Source organism: Streptomyces sp. NPDC046379 (assembly GCF_055587785.1).
Map to the genome: position 1 here is coordinate 176,020 of NZ_JBVJFP010000009.1, position 16,367 is coordinate 192,386.

At 74.9% G+C, this 16,367-nt stretch carries 13 protein-coding genes; 10 read left to right on the top strand and 3 right to left on the bottom strand.

Going from position 1 to position 16,367, the window contains the following annotated elements:
* The first annotated feature begins 27 nt into the window (after positions 1-27).
* From ACZ6KF_RS17840 to ACZ6KF_RS17855, 4 genes are all read left to right on the top strand, one after another.
* Entirely contained in the window at positions 28-1,134 is a 1,107-nt protein-coding gene (locus ACZ6KF_RS17840; RefSeq protein WP_469239167.1) for a quaternary amine ABC transporter ATP-binding protein, read from the top strand.
* The gene (locus tag ACZ6KF_RS17845; protein ID WP_469239169.1) at positions 1,127-3,742 is read left to right on the top strand and encodes an ABC transporter permease/substrate binding protein; all 2,616 of its coding nucleotides are present in this window, start codon (positions 1,127-1,129) and stop codon (positions 3,740-3,742) included. Before ACZ6KF_RS17840 ends, ACZ6KF_RS17845 begins: the two co-directional genes overlap by 8 nt.
* A gap of 517 nt (positions 3,743-4,259) precedes the next feature.
* Positions 4,260-4,826 carry a helix-turn-helix domain-containing protein gene (locus ACZ6KF_RS17850; protein ID WP_356627012.1) on the top strand — a complete coding sequence of 189 codons (567 nt, stop codon included), beginning with the start codon at positions 4,260-4,262 and terminating at the stop codon, positions 4,824-4,826.
* Between the two features lie 31 nt (positions 4,827-4,857).
* Positions 4,858-5,799 (top strand): LysR family transcriptional regulator, encoded by a 942-nt coding sequence (locus tag ACZ6KF_RS17855; RefSeq protein WP_469159124.1) that lies wholly within the window; start codon positions 4,858-4,860, stop codon positions 5,797-5,799.
* A gap of 321 nt (positions 5,800-6,120) precedes the next feature.
* Here the strand turns inward: ACZ6KF_RS17855 and ACZ6KF_RS17860 are convergent, their stop codons facing one another.
* Together ACZ6KF_RS17860 and ACZ6KF_RS17865 are read right to left on the bottom strand one after the other, a co-directional pair.
* Positions 6,121-6,810: a gamma-glutamyl-gamma-aminobutyrate hydrolase family protein gene (locus ACZ6KF_RS17860; RefSeq protein WP_469159125.1), complete on the bottom strand. Its 690-nt coding sequence runs from the start codon at positions 6,808-6,810 to the stop codon at positions 6,121-6,123.
* Positions 6,811-6,860: 50 nt separating this feature from the next.
* Positions 6,861-7,592, bottom strand: coding sequence for a FadR/GntR family transcriptional regulator (locus tag ACZ6KF_RS17865; protein ID WP_469159126.1), 732 nt, complete (start codon positions 7,590-7,592; stop codon positions 6,861-6,863).
* 86 nt (positions 7,593-7,678) lie between these two features.
* Between ACZ6KF_RS17865 and ACZ6KF_RS17870 the strand changes: the two genes are divergently transcribed.
* From ACZ6KF_RS17870 to ACZ6KF_RS17885, 4 genes are read left to right on the top strand one after another with little or no spacing between them, the layout of a single operon-like run.
* Positions 7,679-9,043 carry a glutamine synthetase family protein gene (locus tag ACZ6KF_RS17870; protein WP_469239171.1) on the top strand — a complete coding sequence of 455 codons (1,365 nt, stop codon included), beginning with the start codon at positions 7,679-7,681 and terminating at the stop codon, positions 9,041-9,043.
* Positions 9,044-9,051: 8 nt separating this feature from the next.
* Positions 9,052-10,443 carry an aldehyde dehydrogenase family protein gene (locus tag ACZ6KF_RS17875; RefSeq protein ID WP_469239174.1) on the top strand — a complete coding sequence of 464 codons (1,392 nt, stop codon included), beginning with the start codon at positions 9,052-9,054 and terminating at the stop codon, positions 10,441-10,443.
* Positions 10,440-11,267, top strand: a complete 828-nt coding sequence (locus ACZ6KF_RS17880) for a 3-oxoacyl-ACP reductase (protein ID WP_356627018.1) — start codon at positions 10,440-10,442, stop codon at positions 11,265-11,267. Before ACZ6KF_RS17875 ends, ACZ6KF_RS17880 begins: the two co-directional genes overlap by 4 nt.
* A 27-nt stretch (positions 11,268-11,294) precedes the next feature.
* The gene (locus ACZ6KF_RS17885) at positions 11,295-12,197 is read left to right on the top strand and encodes a DUF2510 domain-containing protein (protein WP_356627132.1); all 903 of its coding nucleotides are present in this window, start codon (positions 11,295-11,297) and stop codon (positions 12,195-12,197) included.
* Between the two features lie 27 nt (positions 12,198-12,224).
* Here the strand turns inward: ACZ6KF_RS17885 and ACZ6KF_RS17890 are convergent, their stop codons facing one another.
* Positions 12,225-13,427, bottom strand: a complete 1,203-nt coding sequence (locus ACZ6KF_RS17890; RefSeq protein WP_469239176.1) for an amino acid deaminase/aldolase — start codon at positions 13,425-13,427, stop codon at positions 12,225-12,227.
* A 902-nt stretch (positions 13,428-14,329) separates the two neighbouring features.
* Here ACZ6KF_RS17890 and ACZ6KF_RS17895 point away from each other — a divergent pair.
* Together ACZ6KF_RS17895 and mycP are read left to right on the top strand one after the other, a co-directional pair.
* Positions 14,330-15,151, top strand: coding sequence for a hypothetical protein (locus ACZ6KF_RS17895; protein WP_356627020.1), 822 nt, complete (start codon positions 14,330-14,332; stop codon positions 15,149-15,151).
* The gene (mycP, locus tag ACZ6KF_RS17900) at positions 15,148-16,329 is read left to right on the top strand and encodes a type VII secretion-associated serine protease mycosin (protein WP_469239178.1); all 1,182 of its coding nucleotides are present in this window, start codon (positions 15,148-15,150) and stop codon (positions 16,327-16,329) included. Before ACZ6KF_RS17895 ends, mycP begins: the two co-directional genes overlap by 4 nt.
* Positions 16,330-16,367 lie beyond the last annotated feature (38 nt).

A 16,367-nucleotide genomic window follows, 5' to 3' on the forward strand; every position in this document is an offset into this window, starting at 1 on the left:
CCGTTGTTCCCGAGGCAAGAGGTAAGCGTGTCTTCCAGACTGGAAGCCGAGCATCTGTACAAGGTGTTCGGCAGACGACCGGACGAGGCAGTCGAACGGCTGCGCGGTGGAGCCGACCGGGAGGAGCTGCGTGCCGACGGCGCCACCGCCGCCGTGATCGACGCCTCCTTCACCGTCGACCCGGGCCAGATCTTCGTGGTCATGGGCCTGTCCGGCTCCGGCAAGTCCACGCTGCTCCGGATGCTCAACGGGCTGCTGGAGCCGACCGCCGGCACGGTCCGCTTCGACGGCCGGGACCTGACCGGGCTCGGCGACCGGGCGCTGCGCGAGGTCCGCTCGCACAAGATCAGCATGGTCTTCCAGCACTTCGCCCTCTTCCCGCACCGCAGTGTGCTGGAGAACGCCGCCTACGGCCTGTCCGTGCAGGGCGTGCCCCGCGCCGAGCGCGAGCGCCGCGCCGGCGAGGCGCTGGCCCTGTGCGGTCTGGCCGGGTGGGAGGACTCCTGGCCCGACGAGCTGTCCGGCGGCATGCAGCAGCGCGTGGGACTCGCCCGCGCGCTCGCCACCGACGCCGATCTGCTGCTGATGGACGAGTCCTTCAGCGCCCTGGACCCGCTGATCCGCCGCGACATGCAGGACCAGCTGCTGGAGCTCCAGCGGACGCTGAAGAAGACGATCGTCTTCATCACCCACGACCTCAACGAGGCCATGCGCCTCGGCGACCGCATCGCCGTCATGCGCGACGGCCGGATCGTGCAGACCGGCAGCGCGGAGGACATCCTGCTGCGCCCCGCCGACGACTACGTCGCCTCCTTCATCCAGGACGTCGACCGCTCGCGCGTACTGACCGCCGGCGCCGTCATGGACCGCGCGGTGCGCGGCGACGAGGCCGACTGCGGCTGCGAGATCGCGACGCCTGAGACCCCTTTCACCGACCTGTGCGCGCTCAGCGCCCGGCTCAGCCACCCCGTCGCCGTCGTCGACGGCGAGCGCGGGCTGGTCGGCGTCGTGCCCCGGCAGCGGCTGGTCGGCGTGCTCGGCGGCGAGGCGGGCGAGGGGAGCGAGGAGGCGGCCGTGCGGGACTGCGACGCCCCGCGCGGGGGCGACGGAGAGAAGGTGACCGCCCGTGCCTAGGATCCAACTCGGCGCCTGGGTCAACGACGCCGTCGACTGGCTCACCCTGCACATGGGCTGGTTGTTCGACTTCCTGCAGAGCGTCATCCTCGGCATCTACGACGCCATCGACGCCGTCCTCCAGGCCCCCGAGCCGCTGCTGCTCGCCGGCGTCTTCGCCGTGATCGCGTTCTGGCTGCGCGGCGCCCTCGCCGGCGTCCTGGCCTTCGCGGGCTTCGCCTTCATCGACTCCCTGGGCCTGTGGGAGAACGCGATGGTGACCCTCTCGCTGGTCCTCGTCGCCACCGTGGTCGCCCTGGTGATCTCGGTGCCGCTGGGCATCTGGGCGGCCCGCTCGGACCGGGTCGGCTCGCTGGTGCGGCCGGTGCTGGACTTCATGCAGACGCTGCCCGCGATGATCTACCTCATCCCGGCCATCCTGTTCTTCGGCACCGGCGCCCCCGCGGGCATCGTCGCCACCCTGATCTTCGCCCTCGCCCCCGGCGTCCGGATGACCGAGCTGGGCATCCGACAGGTCGACAAGGAACTGGTGGAGGCGGCCGAGGCGTTCGGCACCACGCCCCGCAGCACCCTGCTGCGCGTCCAGCTGCCGCTCGCCCTGCCCACCGTCATGGCCGGCGTGAACCAGGTCATCATGCTCGGCCTGTCGATGGCCGCCATCGCCGGCATGGTCGGCACCGGCGGCCTCGGCGGCGACGTCAACGAGGCCATCGGCCAGCTGAACGTCGGCCTCGGCTCGGAGGCGGGCGTGGCGATCGTCATCCTCGCGATCTACCTCGACCGGATGACCAGCGCCCTCGGCGCCCAGGTGTCCCCGGTCGGCCGCCGTGCCGCCGCCCGGCTGCGGGCCGGTCACGGCACGAGCTTCTGGTCGTACCGGCCCCGCCCGGCCGTCGCCGTGATCGGCGTGGTCGTGCTCGCGCTCGTCGCGGGCGGCATGGGGATCTTCGGCAGCGGCGGACAGGACGCCACCGCCGCGGCCGACGGCAAGAACGTCGGCAAGGGCGAGAAGGTCAGCATCGGCTACATCCCCTGGGACGAGGGCGTCGCCTCCACCTTCCTGTGGAAGGAGATCCTGGAGCGGCGCGGCTACGACGTCGAGGCCAGGCAGTTCGAGGCCGGTCCCCTGTACACCTCGCTCGCGCAGGGCGACGTCGACTTCCAGACGGACGCCTGGCTGCCCACCACGCACGAGCAGTACTGGAAGAAGTACGGCGACCGGCTGGACGACCTCGGCGCCTGGTACGACAAGACCTCCCTGGAGCTGGCCGTCCCCTCCTACGTCAAGGGCGTCGACTCCCTGGAGGACCTCAAGGGCAGGGCGGGCCTCTTCGACGGCGAGATCACCGGCATCGAGCCCAGCGCCGGCGAGATGGCCCTGCTCAAGGGCAAGGTCCTCGAGGAGTACGGCCTGGAGGGCGAGTACGACGTCGTGGACAGCTCCACGCCCGCGATGCTGGCCCAGCTCAAGCGGGCCTACGCCGACAAGAAGCCCGTCGTCGTCACCCTGTGGTCCCCGCACTGGGCGTACAACGACTACGACCTGAAGAAGCTGAAGGACCCGAAGGGCGCCTGGGGCGAGGGCGACGGGGTGCACACGCTCTCCCGCAAGGGCTTCGCCGAGGACAACCCCGTCGTCGGCCGGTGGCTGAAGGACTTCTCGATGACCGAGAAGCAGCTCACCAGCCTGGAGGCCCAGATCAACAAGGCGGGCAAGGGGCGGCAGCAGGAGGCCGTCCGCGCCTGGCTGGAGCGCAACCCCGGCCTGGTGGACGAGCTGGCCCCGGTCGACGGCGGCACCGGCGGCACCCCGGCCGAGGCGAAGCGGCCGGTGGACGTGGCCTGGTTCCCCTGGGACGAGGACATCGCCGTCACGTATCTCTGGAAGAACGTCCTGGAGCGGCGCGGCTACCGGCTGAACCTCAAGCAGATGGACGTCGGCCCGGTCTACACCGGCCTCGCCTCCGGCGACCTCGACCTCAACTTCGACGCCTGGCTGCCGCACGCCCAGAAGAACTACTGGGACCGGTACAAGGACCGGCTCAACGACCTCGGCTCCTGGTACGCGCCGACCTCCCTGGAGATCGCCGTCCCCTCCTACGTCAAGGGCGTCGACTCCCTGGAGGACCTCAAGGGCAAGGCCGACCTGTTCGACGGCCGGATCATCGGCATCGAACCGGGCACCGGCGAGATGAACCTGCTCAAGAACGAGGTGCTGCCCGGCTACGGCCTCCAGGACGAGTACGAGGTCGTCGACGGTTCCACCCCGGCGATGCTGGCCGAGCTGAAACGGGCCTACGCCGAGAAGAAGCCGATCGCCGTCACCCTGTGGTCCCCGCACTGGGCGTACAGCGAGTACGAGCTGACCAAGCTGAAGGACCCGGCGAAGCACTTCGGCGAGGGCAACACCATCCACACCATCTCCAGCGAGCGGTTCCCGGAGCAGTATCCGCAGCTCACCGAGTGGATCAGGAACTTCCGTATGAGCGAGGAGGAGCTGGGCACCCTGGAGCGGGAGATCAAGGACCGTGGCCAGGGGCACGAGGAGGAAGCCGTCGCCGCCTGGCTGGAGGACCACCCGGAGGTCGCGCGGCGGATGACCCCGTAGTGACCGCCGCCCCGCTGGGCGGCGCCCGAACCGGCGTCCCCGGCCGACCCTGACCGGCCCGGGACGCCCTGCCGAGGGGCGGGCCTCGCCGGACGACCGACGCGTCCGGCGAGGCCCGCCCCTTCGGCGTGCGCGGCCCCGCGCGGATCCGGCCAACCACGCAGAGCTACGCACTGCCCGGACCCGGGCGCGGGCGGAGGTTCCCCGGGCCGGACCGGGGTTTCGCCCTGCCGCCGCGGGCGTGCGCGGACGCGGCGGCACCCCGGCGGGGCCGGAGAACAAACCGGCCCGCCACCCGCGTTGTACGAGGCGCGGGAGTGCCCGTACCGCCGTCCGCGCGGCCGATCCGGTGGCGCGAACCAGCACGTCCGGGCCACGGGGTGTTTACGCCGATGTGAAGGGCGCATGAAACGGTTTGCCGAACATGCGTAGGGTGCAGAGAACTCCTCGATGCAGGAGCGCGTCCGGACAGCGGCGCACCGGGACCCGGCCGACGAGCGAAGGAGGGAGCCGAGCGATGGGCGACCACAAAGACCAGCCCCTTCGGGTGGGCGCGGCCGTCCGGCGGCGGCGCCGTGCGCTGGAGCTCACCCTCGCCGTCGTGGCCGAGCGCAGCGGACTGTCCGTCCCCTTCCTCAGCCAGGTGGAGAACGACCGGGCGCGGCCCAGCCGCAGCTCCCTGGAGAAGGTCGCCGACGCCCTGCGCACCACCGCCGTGGAACTCCTCGCCGCGGCCGACCCGGCGTGCAGCGTGGACGTCGTGCGCGCCGAGTCCGCCGAGCCGTCCGCCGAACCGCAGGTCCGCTCCCTGGTCCGCGGCCACCACCAGATGCACGCCTCCGAGTTCACCGGCGACCACGAGGCCGGGCGCGAGTTCCAGCACCGCAACGACCAGCTGATGTACGTCGCCGACGGCGCCGTCGAGATCGAGGCGGAGGGCCGCGCGTACCGGCTCGGCCGCGGCGACACCCTGTACCTCACGGGCGGGGTGCGGCACCGCTGGCGCGCCACCGTCCCGGACACCCGCGTGCTGGTCGTCGCGGTGGCCGAGCACATCGAGGCGCTCCAGGACCGGGCTCGGTAGCAGCCTCCGCGGCTGCACATAAGCTGGGCCGATGAGCCGGACGGAGGAACGGGACAACGGGAGCGCGGACGAGGGGCCCGCGGGCACCCTCGCGCACCGGGTGCCGGATCTCGGCGCGCTGGAGCTGCTGCTGGCGGTGGCGCGCCTCGGCAGCCTCGGGGCGGCGGCGCGGGAGGTCGGGGTCACCCAGCCGGCGGCGAGCAGCCGGATCCGCTCCATGGAACGCCAGCTCGGCGTGGCCCTGGTCGACCGCTCACCGCGCGGCTCCCGGCTCACGGACGCCGGGGCGCTGGTCACGGACTGGGCGCGGCGGGTGGTGGAGGCCGCGGAGGCCTTCGACGCCGGGGCGCAGGCGCTGCGGGACCGCCGGGACTCCCGGCTGCGGGTGGCGGCGAGCATGACCATCGCCGAGTACCTGCTGCCCGGCTGGCTGCTCGCCCTGCGCCGGCAACGGCCGGACACCGCGGTGTCGCTGCTCGCGGGCAACTCCGCCGCGGTGGCGCAGAGGCTGCTCGCCGACGAGGCGGACCTGGGGTTCGTGGAGGGGCTCACCGTGCCGCCCGGCCTGGACTCGGCGGTCGTCGCCCACGACCACCTGGTCGTGGTGACCGCGCCTGGCCACCCCTGGGCACGCCGGCGCCGTCCGCTGCCCGCGCAGGAGCTGGCGGCGACCCCGCTGATCCTGCGCGAGGAGGGCTCGGGCACCCGGCAGGTCCTGGACGCGGCCCTCGGCGGCCTCGCCCGCCCCTTGATCGAACTGTCCTCCACCACCGCGGTGAAGGCCTCCGCGATCCAGGGCGCGGGCCCCGCCGTCCTGAGCGAACTGGCGGTCGGCGAGGAACTGGCCACGGGCCGCCTGGTCCGCATCCCCCTGGCCGGCGTCCCGCTGCGCCGCTCCCTCAAGGCGGTCTGGCCCACCGGCCACCGCCCCACGGGCCCGGCCCGCGACCTGCTGGCGCTGACCCGCCGCTGAGCGTTCCGGCCCGGCGGCCGGCCGAGGCCTGCGGGGCGTGCGGAGGCTGCCCGGCCCTCGCGCCCACGGGCCCGCCCCTCGTCCCCACAGGCCCGGCCCGAAGCGTCCTGACGCCCGCCGGCCGCTCCGTGACCCCCGCCCGGCAACCGGCCGGCGTCGGCGGGCGGGACGTGCAGACCGCCGGCGCCGGCCCCACCGCCCCACGTCGCTCGGGACCTCTTCCCGCGCCACAGCCTGCCGCCCCCGCCGCCCGGCATCCCCGCCCTGCGCCCGTTCCAGCGTGCCCAGGGCGACGCCGCGCTCGACGGCTGCGCCGGCGGATCAGGCGGTGGCCGCCGCGACCAGCGCCCGCATCACCCGCAGGTCCTCGCCCATCTCCGGATGCCACTGCACGCCCAGGACCCAGCCCCGCGCCGAGGGCAGCTCGATCGCCTCCACCGTGCCGTCCACGGCGTGGGCCGAGGGGACCAGGCCGGCGCCGAGGCCGGCCACGGACTGGTGGTGGTACGTGGGCACGTCGGTCTTCTCCGGGACGACGGAGGCGTACAGCGTCCCCGGGACCGGCTCGACGGGGTGATGGCCGAAGACGCCGACCAGCTCCGCGTGGCCGTCCAAGTGCTGGACCAGCGTGCCGCCCCGGGCGACGTTCAGCAGCTGCATGCCCCGGCAGATGCCGAGCAGCGGCACGCCGGCGGCCAGGGCCGCGTCGATGAGGGCCAGTTCCCAGGCGTCCCGGGCGGGGGCGGGCGGGCCGGTGCGGGGGTCGCGGTCCGCGCCGTAGCGGGACGGGTCCACGTCCGGGCCGCCCGCGATCACCAGGCCGTCCACCCGGGCGACCGCCGCCGCCGCGTGCTCGGGGGCGTCCGGCGGGAGCATCGCCGCCAGGCCGCCCGCCCGCTGGATCAGGCGCGGGTAGCCCGCGGGCAGCAGCGCCGCCTCCAGGTCCCACGCGCCCCAGCGCGTCCCCGTCTCCAGATACGTGCTGACGCCGATCAACGGCCGCCCGTTCATCCCGACCCCTCCCCGGTAATGGTCGTCATGCACACCTTTGCGGCGCGGCGTCAGGCGAGGAACCCGCGCAGCAGCGCCGCCGTGCCCGCGCAGTGCTCCCGCATCATCTCCCGCGCCCCGTCCGCGTCGCCCTCCAGCACCGCCCCGACCAGGGCCGTGTGCTGGCGCTGGGAATGCTCCAGGTTGCGCACCAGCAGCGGGATGCAGTCCAGCAGGTCGTTCAGGGTCGCCCGGACCGCCGCGTACTGCGCCGCCAGGGTGGGGGAGCCGCACAGGTCCGCCAGGGTGAGGTGGAGCAGCGTGTCCAGGCGGCGGTACTCGGCGAGCGGCGCGTCGTGCGTGCGCTCCAGGGCCTCGCGCAGCCGCCGCGCCTGCCCCTGCGTCAGGCCGTGCGCCGCGCACAGGCCCGCCGCGCCCACCTCCAGCACCTCCCGGAAGCGCAGCACGTCCTCCACGTCGGTGCCCGCCACCCGGCGGCGCAGCTCGTCCCCGTCCGCCCGGTCCGCCGGACGCGGCAGCACGAACGTCCCGCCGTACCGCCCGCGCCGGGACTCCACCAGCCCCTGCTCGTGCAGCACCTTCAGCACCTCCCGCAGCGTCACCCGGCTGATCCCGAGCCGCTCCGCCAGCTCGCGCTCCGCCGGCAGCCGACCGCCCTCCGGGACCAGTCCGAGCCGCACCACCTGGAGGATCTGCTCCAGCGCCTCCTCGAAGCCGTTGCCCGCCCGCACCGGCCGCAGTACGGCGGTCAGCCGGTCCACGCCGGCGGGTTCGTCGCGCATGCGGCCGTGCCCCCTTCCCAAGCAATGGTTCCCGGCAATACCTTATGGCCGACGGTGGAACGAAGCAGCCCCGAGGAGACTCTCCCGTGCCCGACCGCACCGCCCCGCTCGGGGTCGAGGAACTGCACGCCCTCGTCGCCGGCGGCGAGATCGACACCGTCGTCCTGGCCTTCCCCGACATGCAGGGCCGGCTCCAGGGCAAGCGGTTCGCCGCCCGCTTCTTCCTCGACGAGGTCCTCGAACACGGCACGGAGGGCTGCAACTACCTCCTCGCCGTCGACACCGAGATGAACACCGTCGACGGCTACGCGATGTCCTCCTGGGACCGCGGCTACGGCGACTTCGCCATGCACCCGGATCTGCGCACCCTGCGCCGCGTGCCGTGGAACGAGGGCACCGCCCTGGTCATCGCCGACCTCGCCTGGGCCGACGGCACGCCGGTCGCGCCCGCGCCCCGCCAGATCCTGCGCCGCCAGCTCGACCGCCTCGCCGCCCTCGGACACACCGCGCAGGTCGGCACCGAGCTGGAGTTCATCGTCTTCAAGGACAGCTACGAACAGGCCTGGAACACCGGCTACCGCGGCCTGACCCCGGCCAACCAGTACAACATCGACTACTCCGTCCTCGGCACCGGCCGCGTCGAACCCCTGCTGCGCCGCATCCGCAACGAGATGGCGGGCGCCGGACTGACCGTCGAGTCCGCCAAGGGCGAGTGCAACCCCGGCCAGCACGAGATCGCCTTCCGCTACGACGAGGCCATGGTCACCTGCGACCAGCACGCCGTCTACAAGACCGGCGCGAAGGAGATCGCCGCCCAGGAAGGCGTCTCGCTCACCTTCATGGCCAAGTTCAACGAACGCGAGGGCAACTCCTGCCACATCCACCTCTCCCTCGCCGACCCGGCCGGCGCCTCCGCCATGCCGGGCGACGGCGAGGGCGGCATGTCCGAGGTGATGCGGCACTTCCTCGCCGGGCAGCTCGCCGCACTGCGCGACTTCTCCCTGCTGTACGCGCCCAACATCAACTCGTACAAACGCTTCCAGCCCGGCTCGTTCGCCCCGACCGCCGTCGCCTGGGGCCACGACAACCGCACCTGCGCCCTGCGCGTCGTCGGCCACGGCCGCTCCCTGCGCTTCGAGAACCGGCTGCCCGGCGGCGACGTCAACCCGTACCTCGCGGTCGCCGCGATGGTCGCCGCCGGACTGCACGGCGTCGAACACAGGCTGGAGCTGCCCGAGCCGTGCCCCGGCAACGCCTACACCGCCGGCTACGCACACGTCCCCACCACGCTCCGCGAAGCCGCCGAGCTGTGGGAGAACAGCCCCATCGCCGCCGCGGCCTTCGGGGACGAGGTCGTCGCCCACTACCGCAACATGGCCCGCGTCGAGATCGAGGCCTTCGACGCGGCGGTGACCGACTGGGAACTGCGCCGCTCCTTCGAACGCCTGTGAGGCCCCCCGTGTCCGACGAGCCGAACCCGCACGAGCTGACGGTGCTCAACCCGGCGACCGAAGAGGTCGTCGCCACCGTCCCCGTCGCCGACGCGGCCGACGTGGACCGCGCCGTCGCCCGCGCGGGCGCCGCCCAGGCCGCCTGGGCCGCCGCCGCACCCGCCGACCGGGCCCGGCTGCTGCGCCGCTTCGCCGACACCGTCGACGCGCACGCCGAGGAACTGGCGCTGCTGGAGGTCCGCGAGGCCGGCCACCTCCTCGGCGACGCCCGCTGGGAGGCCGGCAACGCCCGCGACCTGCTGCTCTACGCGGCCGGCGGTGTCGAACGCCTCACCGGGCGGCAGATCCCCGTGCCCGGCGGCTGGGACGTCACCTTCCACGAACCCCTCGGCGTCGTCGGCGTCATCGCCCCCTGGAACTTCCCCATGCCCATCGCCGCCTGGGGCTCCTTCCCCGCCCTCGCCGCGGGCAACGCCGTCCTCCTCAAACCCGCCGAGACCACCCCGCTCACCGCCCTGCGCCTGGCCGAACTCGGCCTGGCGGCGGGCTTGCCCGAACACCTCTTCCAGGTGCTGCCCGGCCACGGCCGCATCACCGGCCGCGCCCTGGTCGACCACCCCGGCGTCGCCAAGATCGTGTTCACCGGGTCCACCCGCACCGGCCGCGAGGTCATGGAGCGCTGCGCCCGGCACATCAAGCCCGTCACCCTCGAACTCGGCGGCAAGAGCCCCAACGTCGTCTTCGCAGACGCCGACCTGCAGGCCGCCGTCGACCCCTTCTCCTTCCTCGACAACGCCGGCCAGGACTGCTGCGGCCGCACCCGCATCCTCGTCCAGGAGAGCGTGTACGACGAGGTCGCCGACCTGCTCGCCCGACAGCTGGCGGCCGTGGTCGTCGGCGACCCGGCCGACGAGAAGACGCAGATGGGGCCGCTGATCTCACGCCGTCAGGTGGAGCGGGTGCGCTCGTTCGTGCCCGACGACGCGCCCGCCCTGCGCGGCAGCGCCCCGAGCGGACCCGGCTTCTGGTTCCCGCCGACCGTGCTCACCGGCCAGCGGCCCGACTCCGACGCGGCCCGCGAAGAGATCTTCGGCCCGGTCGCCGTCCTGCTGCCCTTCCGCGACGAACACGACGCCGTCCGCCTCGCCAACGACACCCCCTACGGGCTGTCCGGCTCCATCTGGACCCGCGACCTCGGCCGCGCCCTGCGCGTCTCGGGCGCCGTACGGGCCGGCAACCTGTCCGTCAACTCCCACTCCAGCGTGCGCTACTGGACCCCCTTCGGCGGTTTCAAGCAGTCCGGCGTGGGCCGCGAACTGGGCCCCGACGCGCTGACCGCCTTCACCGAGACCAAGAACGTCTTCATCAGCACCCAGAGCACGGAGGGCCCCGCACAGTGACCGCCGCATCTGCCGACGAGAACGTCCCGCCCGGCGGGAACACCTCGCCCGAGACCGTCTGCCGCCGCCTGGTCGGCCGTACCGCCGTCGTCACCGGAGCCGGCAGCGGCATCGGACTCGCCACCGCCCGCCGGCTCGCCTCCGAGGGCGCCCGCGTCGTCTGCGGCGACGTCGACGAGACGCGCGGCAAGGCGGTCGCCGAGGAGGTCGGCGGGCTGTTCGTGAAGGTCGACGTCACCGACCCGGACCAGGTCGAGGCGCTGTTCAAGGCGGCGTACGACACCTACGGCAGCGTCGACGTCGCCTTCAACAACGCCGGGATCTCCCCGCCCGACGACGACTCCATCCTGGAGACCGGCCTGGAGGCGTGGAAGCGCGTCCAGGAGGTCAACCTCACGTCGGTGTACCTGTGCTGCAAGGCCGCCATTCCCTACATGCGGCGGCAGGGCAGGGGCTCGATCATCAACACCGCGTCCTTCGTGGCCCGGATGGGCGCGGCCACCTCGCAGATCTCGTACACGGCCTCCAAGGGCGGCGTGCTCGCCATGTCCCGCGAGTTGGGCGTGCAGTTCGCCCGCGAGGGCATCCGCGTCAACGCGCTGTGCCCCGGCCCGGTCAACACCCCCCTGCTCCGGGAGCTGTTCGCCAAGGACCCGGAGCGCGCCGCCCGCCGGCTCGTGCACGTCCCGGTCGGCCGGTTCGCCGAGGCCGACGAGATCGCCGCCGCCGTGGCCTTCCTGGCCAGCGACGACTCCTCCTTCGTCAACGCCACCGACTTCCTGGTCGACGGCGGCATCGCGGGGGCGTACGTCACGCCGCTGTAGGGCGGCCCTAGAGTGGCGGGGATGAGCATGACGACCCCGCCCGGCTGGTACCGCGACCCCCACGCACCGCACGTCGAGCGCTGGTGGGACGGCACGGCCTGGACCGAGCACCGGCGCCCGCCCGAGCCGGCGCCGCCCGCGCCCGCCCGGCCCGCCGGCCCCGCCCGCTCCAAGGCCGTCGCCCTCACCGTCGCCGGCGCGGTGCTGGTCGCCGCGATCGGCGCGGGCGCGTTCCTGCTGGGGCAGGACGGCGGCGACGAGGGCGGCGCGGCGGCGGCCACCACCGCGCCCCCCACCCCGGCCGAGGAACGGCCCGCCCCGACGGCCACCCCCTCCGACCCGCCGCAGGAGGAGGACCCGACCGTCGTCGTGGACGAACTCAACGGCTTCACCGTGCCGTTGCTCGACGGCTGGGAACGCCCGGAGAACATCGCCGTCGACGACGTCCTGATGACCACGGACGGCACCTACGACTGCCCGGGCGACCCCGGCGTCTGCCGCCACGGCCTGGTCATCTCCCGCACCGTCACCGACAACGACGAGACGTCCCCCGAGGCCCTCGCCAAGGGCGACATCGAGGACGCGGCCGACGACGCCTACGACCACGACCTCGTCGGCGGGCGCCCCTTCGGCGGCATCGAGTCCCACCGGCTCGTCGCCTCCGGTCCCGTCGCGGTGGCGGGCCGCGCCGGCTACTACGTCCGCTGGCGCGTCGAGACGGCCCTCGGCCCCGGCGGCTACGTCCAGTCCCTCGCCTTCCAGTCCAGCGTCGGCACCGAGGCGCCGGTGATCGTGCGGTACGTCTTCGACGCGGGGGAGGACGGGCCGCCGCTCGCGGACATGGACCGCATCACCGACGGGATCCGCTCGGTCGACGGCACGGGCACGGGCGGCGGCGTGGGCAGCAGCATCGGCCCGTCGTCGGACTGAGCCGCCGCAGGGGGCCGTGCAGCGCCGTCACAGGTACGTGCGCCCCTCGCCCCGGTACGTCGGCACGCTCTGCGCCACCCGGTCGCCCCGCACGAGGTGCAGCGTGTCGAACCGCTCGCACAGCTCACCGGCCTTGGCGTGCCGGAACCACACCTTGTCGCCGATCAGCAGGTCGTCCGCCGCGGCCCCGAGCAGCGGCGTCTGCACCTCGCCGGCGCCCTCCTGGGGGTCGTACCGCAGCCCCTCGGGCAGGTACGGCACCGGGAGGCGGTCCTGCCCGGCCGCGCCGGACGCCGGGTAGCCGCCGCCGAGGACGGTCACCACGCCGACACCGGGCCGGCGCACGACCGGCTGGGCGAACAGGGCGGCCGGGCGGCCGGTGAACGACGTGTAGTGGTCGAACAGCCGCGGCACGTACAGCCCCGACCCGGCGGCGACCTCGGTGACCGCGTCCTCCACCGCCGTGTACTGCACGCTGCCCGTGCCGCCGCCGTTGACGAACTCCAGCCCCGGCGCGACCGCCCGCACGGCCCGCACCACCGCGGCACGCCGCTCCGCCAGCTCCCTGCGTGCCGCGGCCTGCATCAGCCGCACCGCCCGCGACCTCAACGGCCGCCCCGCCACCGCGTCGCCGACGCCGGCCACATGACCCTCGTACGCCATCAGCCCCACGACCTCGAACCCCGGCCGCCGGGCCACCGCGCGCGCCAACTCCGCGACCTCGGCGGGGGAGTGCAGCGGCGAGCGCCGCGCCCCGATCCTGACCCGGCCGCCCAGCAGCCGCAGGGAGGTGTCCAACTCCAGGCACACCCGCACGACTTCGCGTCCCCCGTCGCGGGCCGCGTCGATCAGCCGCAGCTGGGCGGGGTCGTCGATCATCACCGCGACGGCGGCGGCGAGCTTCGGGTCGGCGGTCAGCTCGGCGTAGGCGGCGCGGTCGGCGGAGGGATAGGCGAGCAGGACGTCGTCGAAGCCGGAGCGGGCCAGCCACAGGGACTCGGCCAGGGTGAACGACATGACGCCCGCGAACCCGTCCCGGGCGAGGACGCGTTCGAGCAGGGCGCGGCAGCGCACGGACTTGCTGGCCACCCGCACCGGCTTGCCCCCGGCCCGGCGCACGAGGTCGTCAGCGTTGGCGTCGAAGGCGTCCAGGTCGACGATCGCGACGGGGGCGTCCAGATGGGCGGTGGCCCGGTCGTAACGGGCCCGGTCGGCGGCGCGCGCAGTCATGAACGAAGCCTGCCAGACCGGATTACCGCAGGGTAGAGGGATGTTCCGGGCAGATGCCCCGGCCTCGCGGACTGGTTCCCGTGGGCCGGGGGACAACCCGTAAAGTGACGCGCACGCACGGAGGAGCGGCCCCGGGCACGACGATGCGGCCCGGCACGAGGAAACGGGGGGGGTGCATGAGCACGGACGCACGCCACACCCCCGTACCCCCGCCCCCCACGACCCCGCCACCCTCCGCGCCGCACCCGCCTGGCGAGACGGGTCCGGCGTCGGCCCCGAAGCCGGGGACCGCGCCGGACGCGGGCCCGCACCGCCCGCGACGCGAGCCGCCGGCACCCGCTTCCCACCGCTCGGGGGAGGCGTCGGCGTCCCGGACCGGCCCGGCATCCGGCCCGTCCGCTCCGAGCCCGCGCACCGGACCGGGCGCGTCGGCCGAGCGCCCGTCGGCGCGGTCGAAGAGCCCCGGCCCGTCCGGCCCCCGGCCGTCCGCCGCCGGGCCGTCGGCGCACGAAGGCAGCGGCGACCGCGGCCCCACGACCGGCGTCCGCTTTCCCGAGCCGTCGTCCCACGGGGCCGCCGGCGGCCCCTTCACCCCGCCCCCGCCCGTCGCCTCGGCCCGCTTCCCCGACACGCCTCCCGCCGCCGGCCGCGACGGCCGGCGCCCCGGCGGCGATCCGGGACCCGGCGCCGCGCCGGACGGCGGCCGAGCACCTGGACCGACCCGGACCACCCGGCCCCCCTCCGCCGGGGCGCCCCCACCCCACCGCACCGGCGACGCGCCGCCACCCGAGGCGGCCGCCGGGACGACCCGGCGGCTGCGCCCCGTCCCCGCCGAGCCCGCGCCCGCCCTCCCCGTGCCCTCACTGCCCCCCGGCCCCGCCTTGTCCTGGAGCGCCCCGTCCGTGCCCGGTGAAACGGTCCGTCCCGTCGTCCGGTTCGCAGAGCCCGAGGCCTACGACGACCGGCCACTGCGCCGGCACGGCCGGCTCGTCGCCGCCGGGGTCTGCGTCGTCCTCGGCCTCGGGCTCATGGGCGGGGCCGTCACCGGAAGCTGGCTCGTCGGCGGGTCCGGCGGCGACGGGGGCCGCGGGAATTTCGCGGCCGCCGCCGACCTGTGGCACAGCGCCCCGGTCGACCAGCTCTTCCCGCCCACCGTGGCCGGCACCGGCGCCGGCCCGGGCGGCGCCGACCGCACCTGGACCCGTATCGCCGTCGCCCCCGACAGCGGCTGCGCCGGCGCCTTCGACCCGCTGCTGCGCAAGGCCCTCGCCCCGGTCGGCTGCGCCCGCCTGCTGCGCGCCACCTACACCGACGCCACCCGCAGCCACGTCACCACCGTCGGCCTGCTCTTCACCAAGGCCGACGCCGCCGCGATGCGCTCGCTGGACCGGCGGTTCGAACGCGAGGGCCTCGCCCGCCGCACCGACCTGATGCCCCGCCCGTACGCGGCGAAGGGCACCCCGGCCGCCGCGTTCGGCGACGACCAGCGCGCCTCCTGGACGGTCTCCGTCCTCACCGAGGCCCCCGTCGTCGTCTACGCCGTCTCCGGCTGGGCCGACGGCCGCCGCGTCGACGCCCCCCAGCCCGCCGCCGAGGCCATGCGCTCCGGCGCCACCACCGCCCCCGCCCAGGCGGGCCTCGGCCACGAGGCCAAGGGCCTCGCCGACCGGGTGGAGCGCAGCCTGCGCAGGAACATCACCTCGGCCACGGAGCAGCCCTCATGAGCCCGAGCCGCACGACGACCCGGAGGGCCGCCCTGCTCAGCGGGCTGCTCGCCGCCTCCCTCGCCCTCGTCCCGCCCACCGCCGCCCACGCCGACGGCATCCGCGCCCAGCAGTGGTCCCTGGAGGCCATGCACACCGACCAGGCCTGGCGGACCACCAGGGGCGCCGGCATCACCGTCGCCGTCCTCGACACCGGCGTGGACGACCGGCACCCCGACCTCGCCGGCAACGTCCTGCCCACCAAGGACATGGTCGGCTTCGGAGCGCGCCGCGGCGACCGTGCCTGGGCCCGGCACGGCACCGCCATGGCCGGGATCATCGCCGGCCACGGACACGGCGCCGGCAACGCCGACGGCGTCATGGGCATCGCCCCCGAGGCGAGGATCCTCCCGGTCCGGGTGATCCTGGAGGACGGCGACCCCTCCCGCGCCAAGGCCCGCAAGACCCGCGGCAACGCGCTCGCCGACGGCATCCGCTGGGCCGCCGACCAGGGCGCCGACGTCATCAACCTCTCCCTCGGCGACGACTCCGCCTCCGCCCACCCCGAACCCGCCGAGGACGAGGCCGTCCAGTACGCGCTGCGCAAGGGCGCCGTCGTCGTCGCCTCCGCGGGCAACGGCGGCGAGAAGGGCGACCACATCTCCTACCCGGCCGCCTATCCCGGCGTGATCGCCGCGACCGCCGTCGACCGCTACGGCACCCGCGCCTCCTTCTCCACCCGCCGCTGGTACGCCACGGTCAGCGCCCCCGGCGTCGACGTCGTCATCGCCGACCCGGACGGCAAGTACTACGAGGGCTGGGGCACCAGCGCCGCCGCCGCCTTCGTCTCCGGCGCCGTCGCCCTGGTGAAGGCCGCCCACCCGGGCCTGACCCCGGCCCAGATCAAGCGGCTCCTCCAGGACACCGCCCGCAACGCCCCGGCCGACGGCCGCGACGACTCCCGCGGCTTCGGCTTCGTCGACCCGGCCGCCGCCATCGAGAGGGCGGCCGGCCTGAAGCCGCAGGGCCTGCGGTCGGCGGCGTACGGCGACGAGTACTTCGGCCCCGGCCCCGAGGCCCCCGACCGCGCCGACGACGCCACCGGCTGGGCGGCCCCCCTGGCGGGCAGCGTCGGCGGGGTCCTGCTGGTCGCGGCCGTCGTGCTGTGGCGGGGCCGGCGCGCGTACGACGCCTTCTGACGCCCGGACCGCCACCCGCCCGGCCCCGGCGCGCGCGT

Coding starts and splice junctions, on each gene's coding strand:
- ACZ6KF_RS17850 (WP_356627012.1), top strand. CDS start 4,260: ATGGGCGACCACAAAGACCAGCCCCTTCGGGTGGGCGCGGCCGTCCGG.
- ACZ6KF_RS17855 (WP_469159124.1), top strand. CDS start 4,858: ATGAGCCGGACGGAGGAACGGGACAACGGGAGCGCGGACGAGGGGCCC.
- ACZ6KF_RS17860 (WP_469159125.1), bottom strand. CDS start 6,810: ATGAACGGGCGGCCGTTGATCGGCGTCAGCACGTATCTGGAGACGGGG.
- ACZ6KF_RS17865 (WP_469159126.1), bottom strand. CDS start 7,592: ATGCGCGACGAACCCGCCGGCGTGGACCGGCTGACCGCCGTACTGCGG.
- ACZ6KF_RS17885 (WP_356627132.1), top strand. CDS start 11,295: ATGACGACCCCGCCCGGCTGGTACCGCGACCCCCACGCACCGCACGTC.
- ACZ6KF_RS17890 (WP_469239176.1), bottom strand. CDS start 13,427: ATGACTGCGCGCGCCGCCGACCGGGCCCGTTACGACCGGGCCACCGCC.
- mycP (WP_469239178.1), top strand. CDS start 15,148: ATGAGCCCGAGCCGCACGACGACCCGGAGGGCCGCCCTGCTCAGCGGG.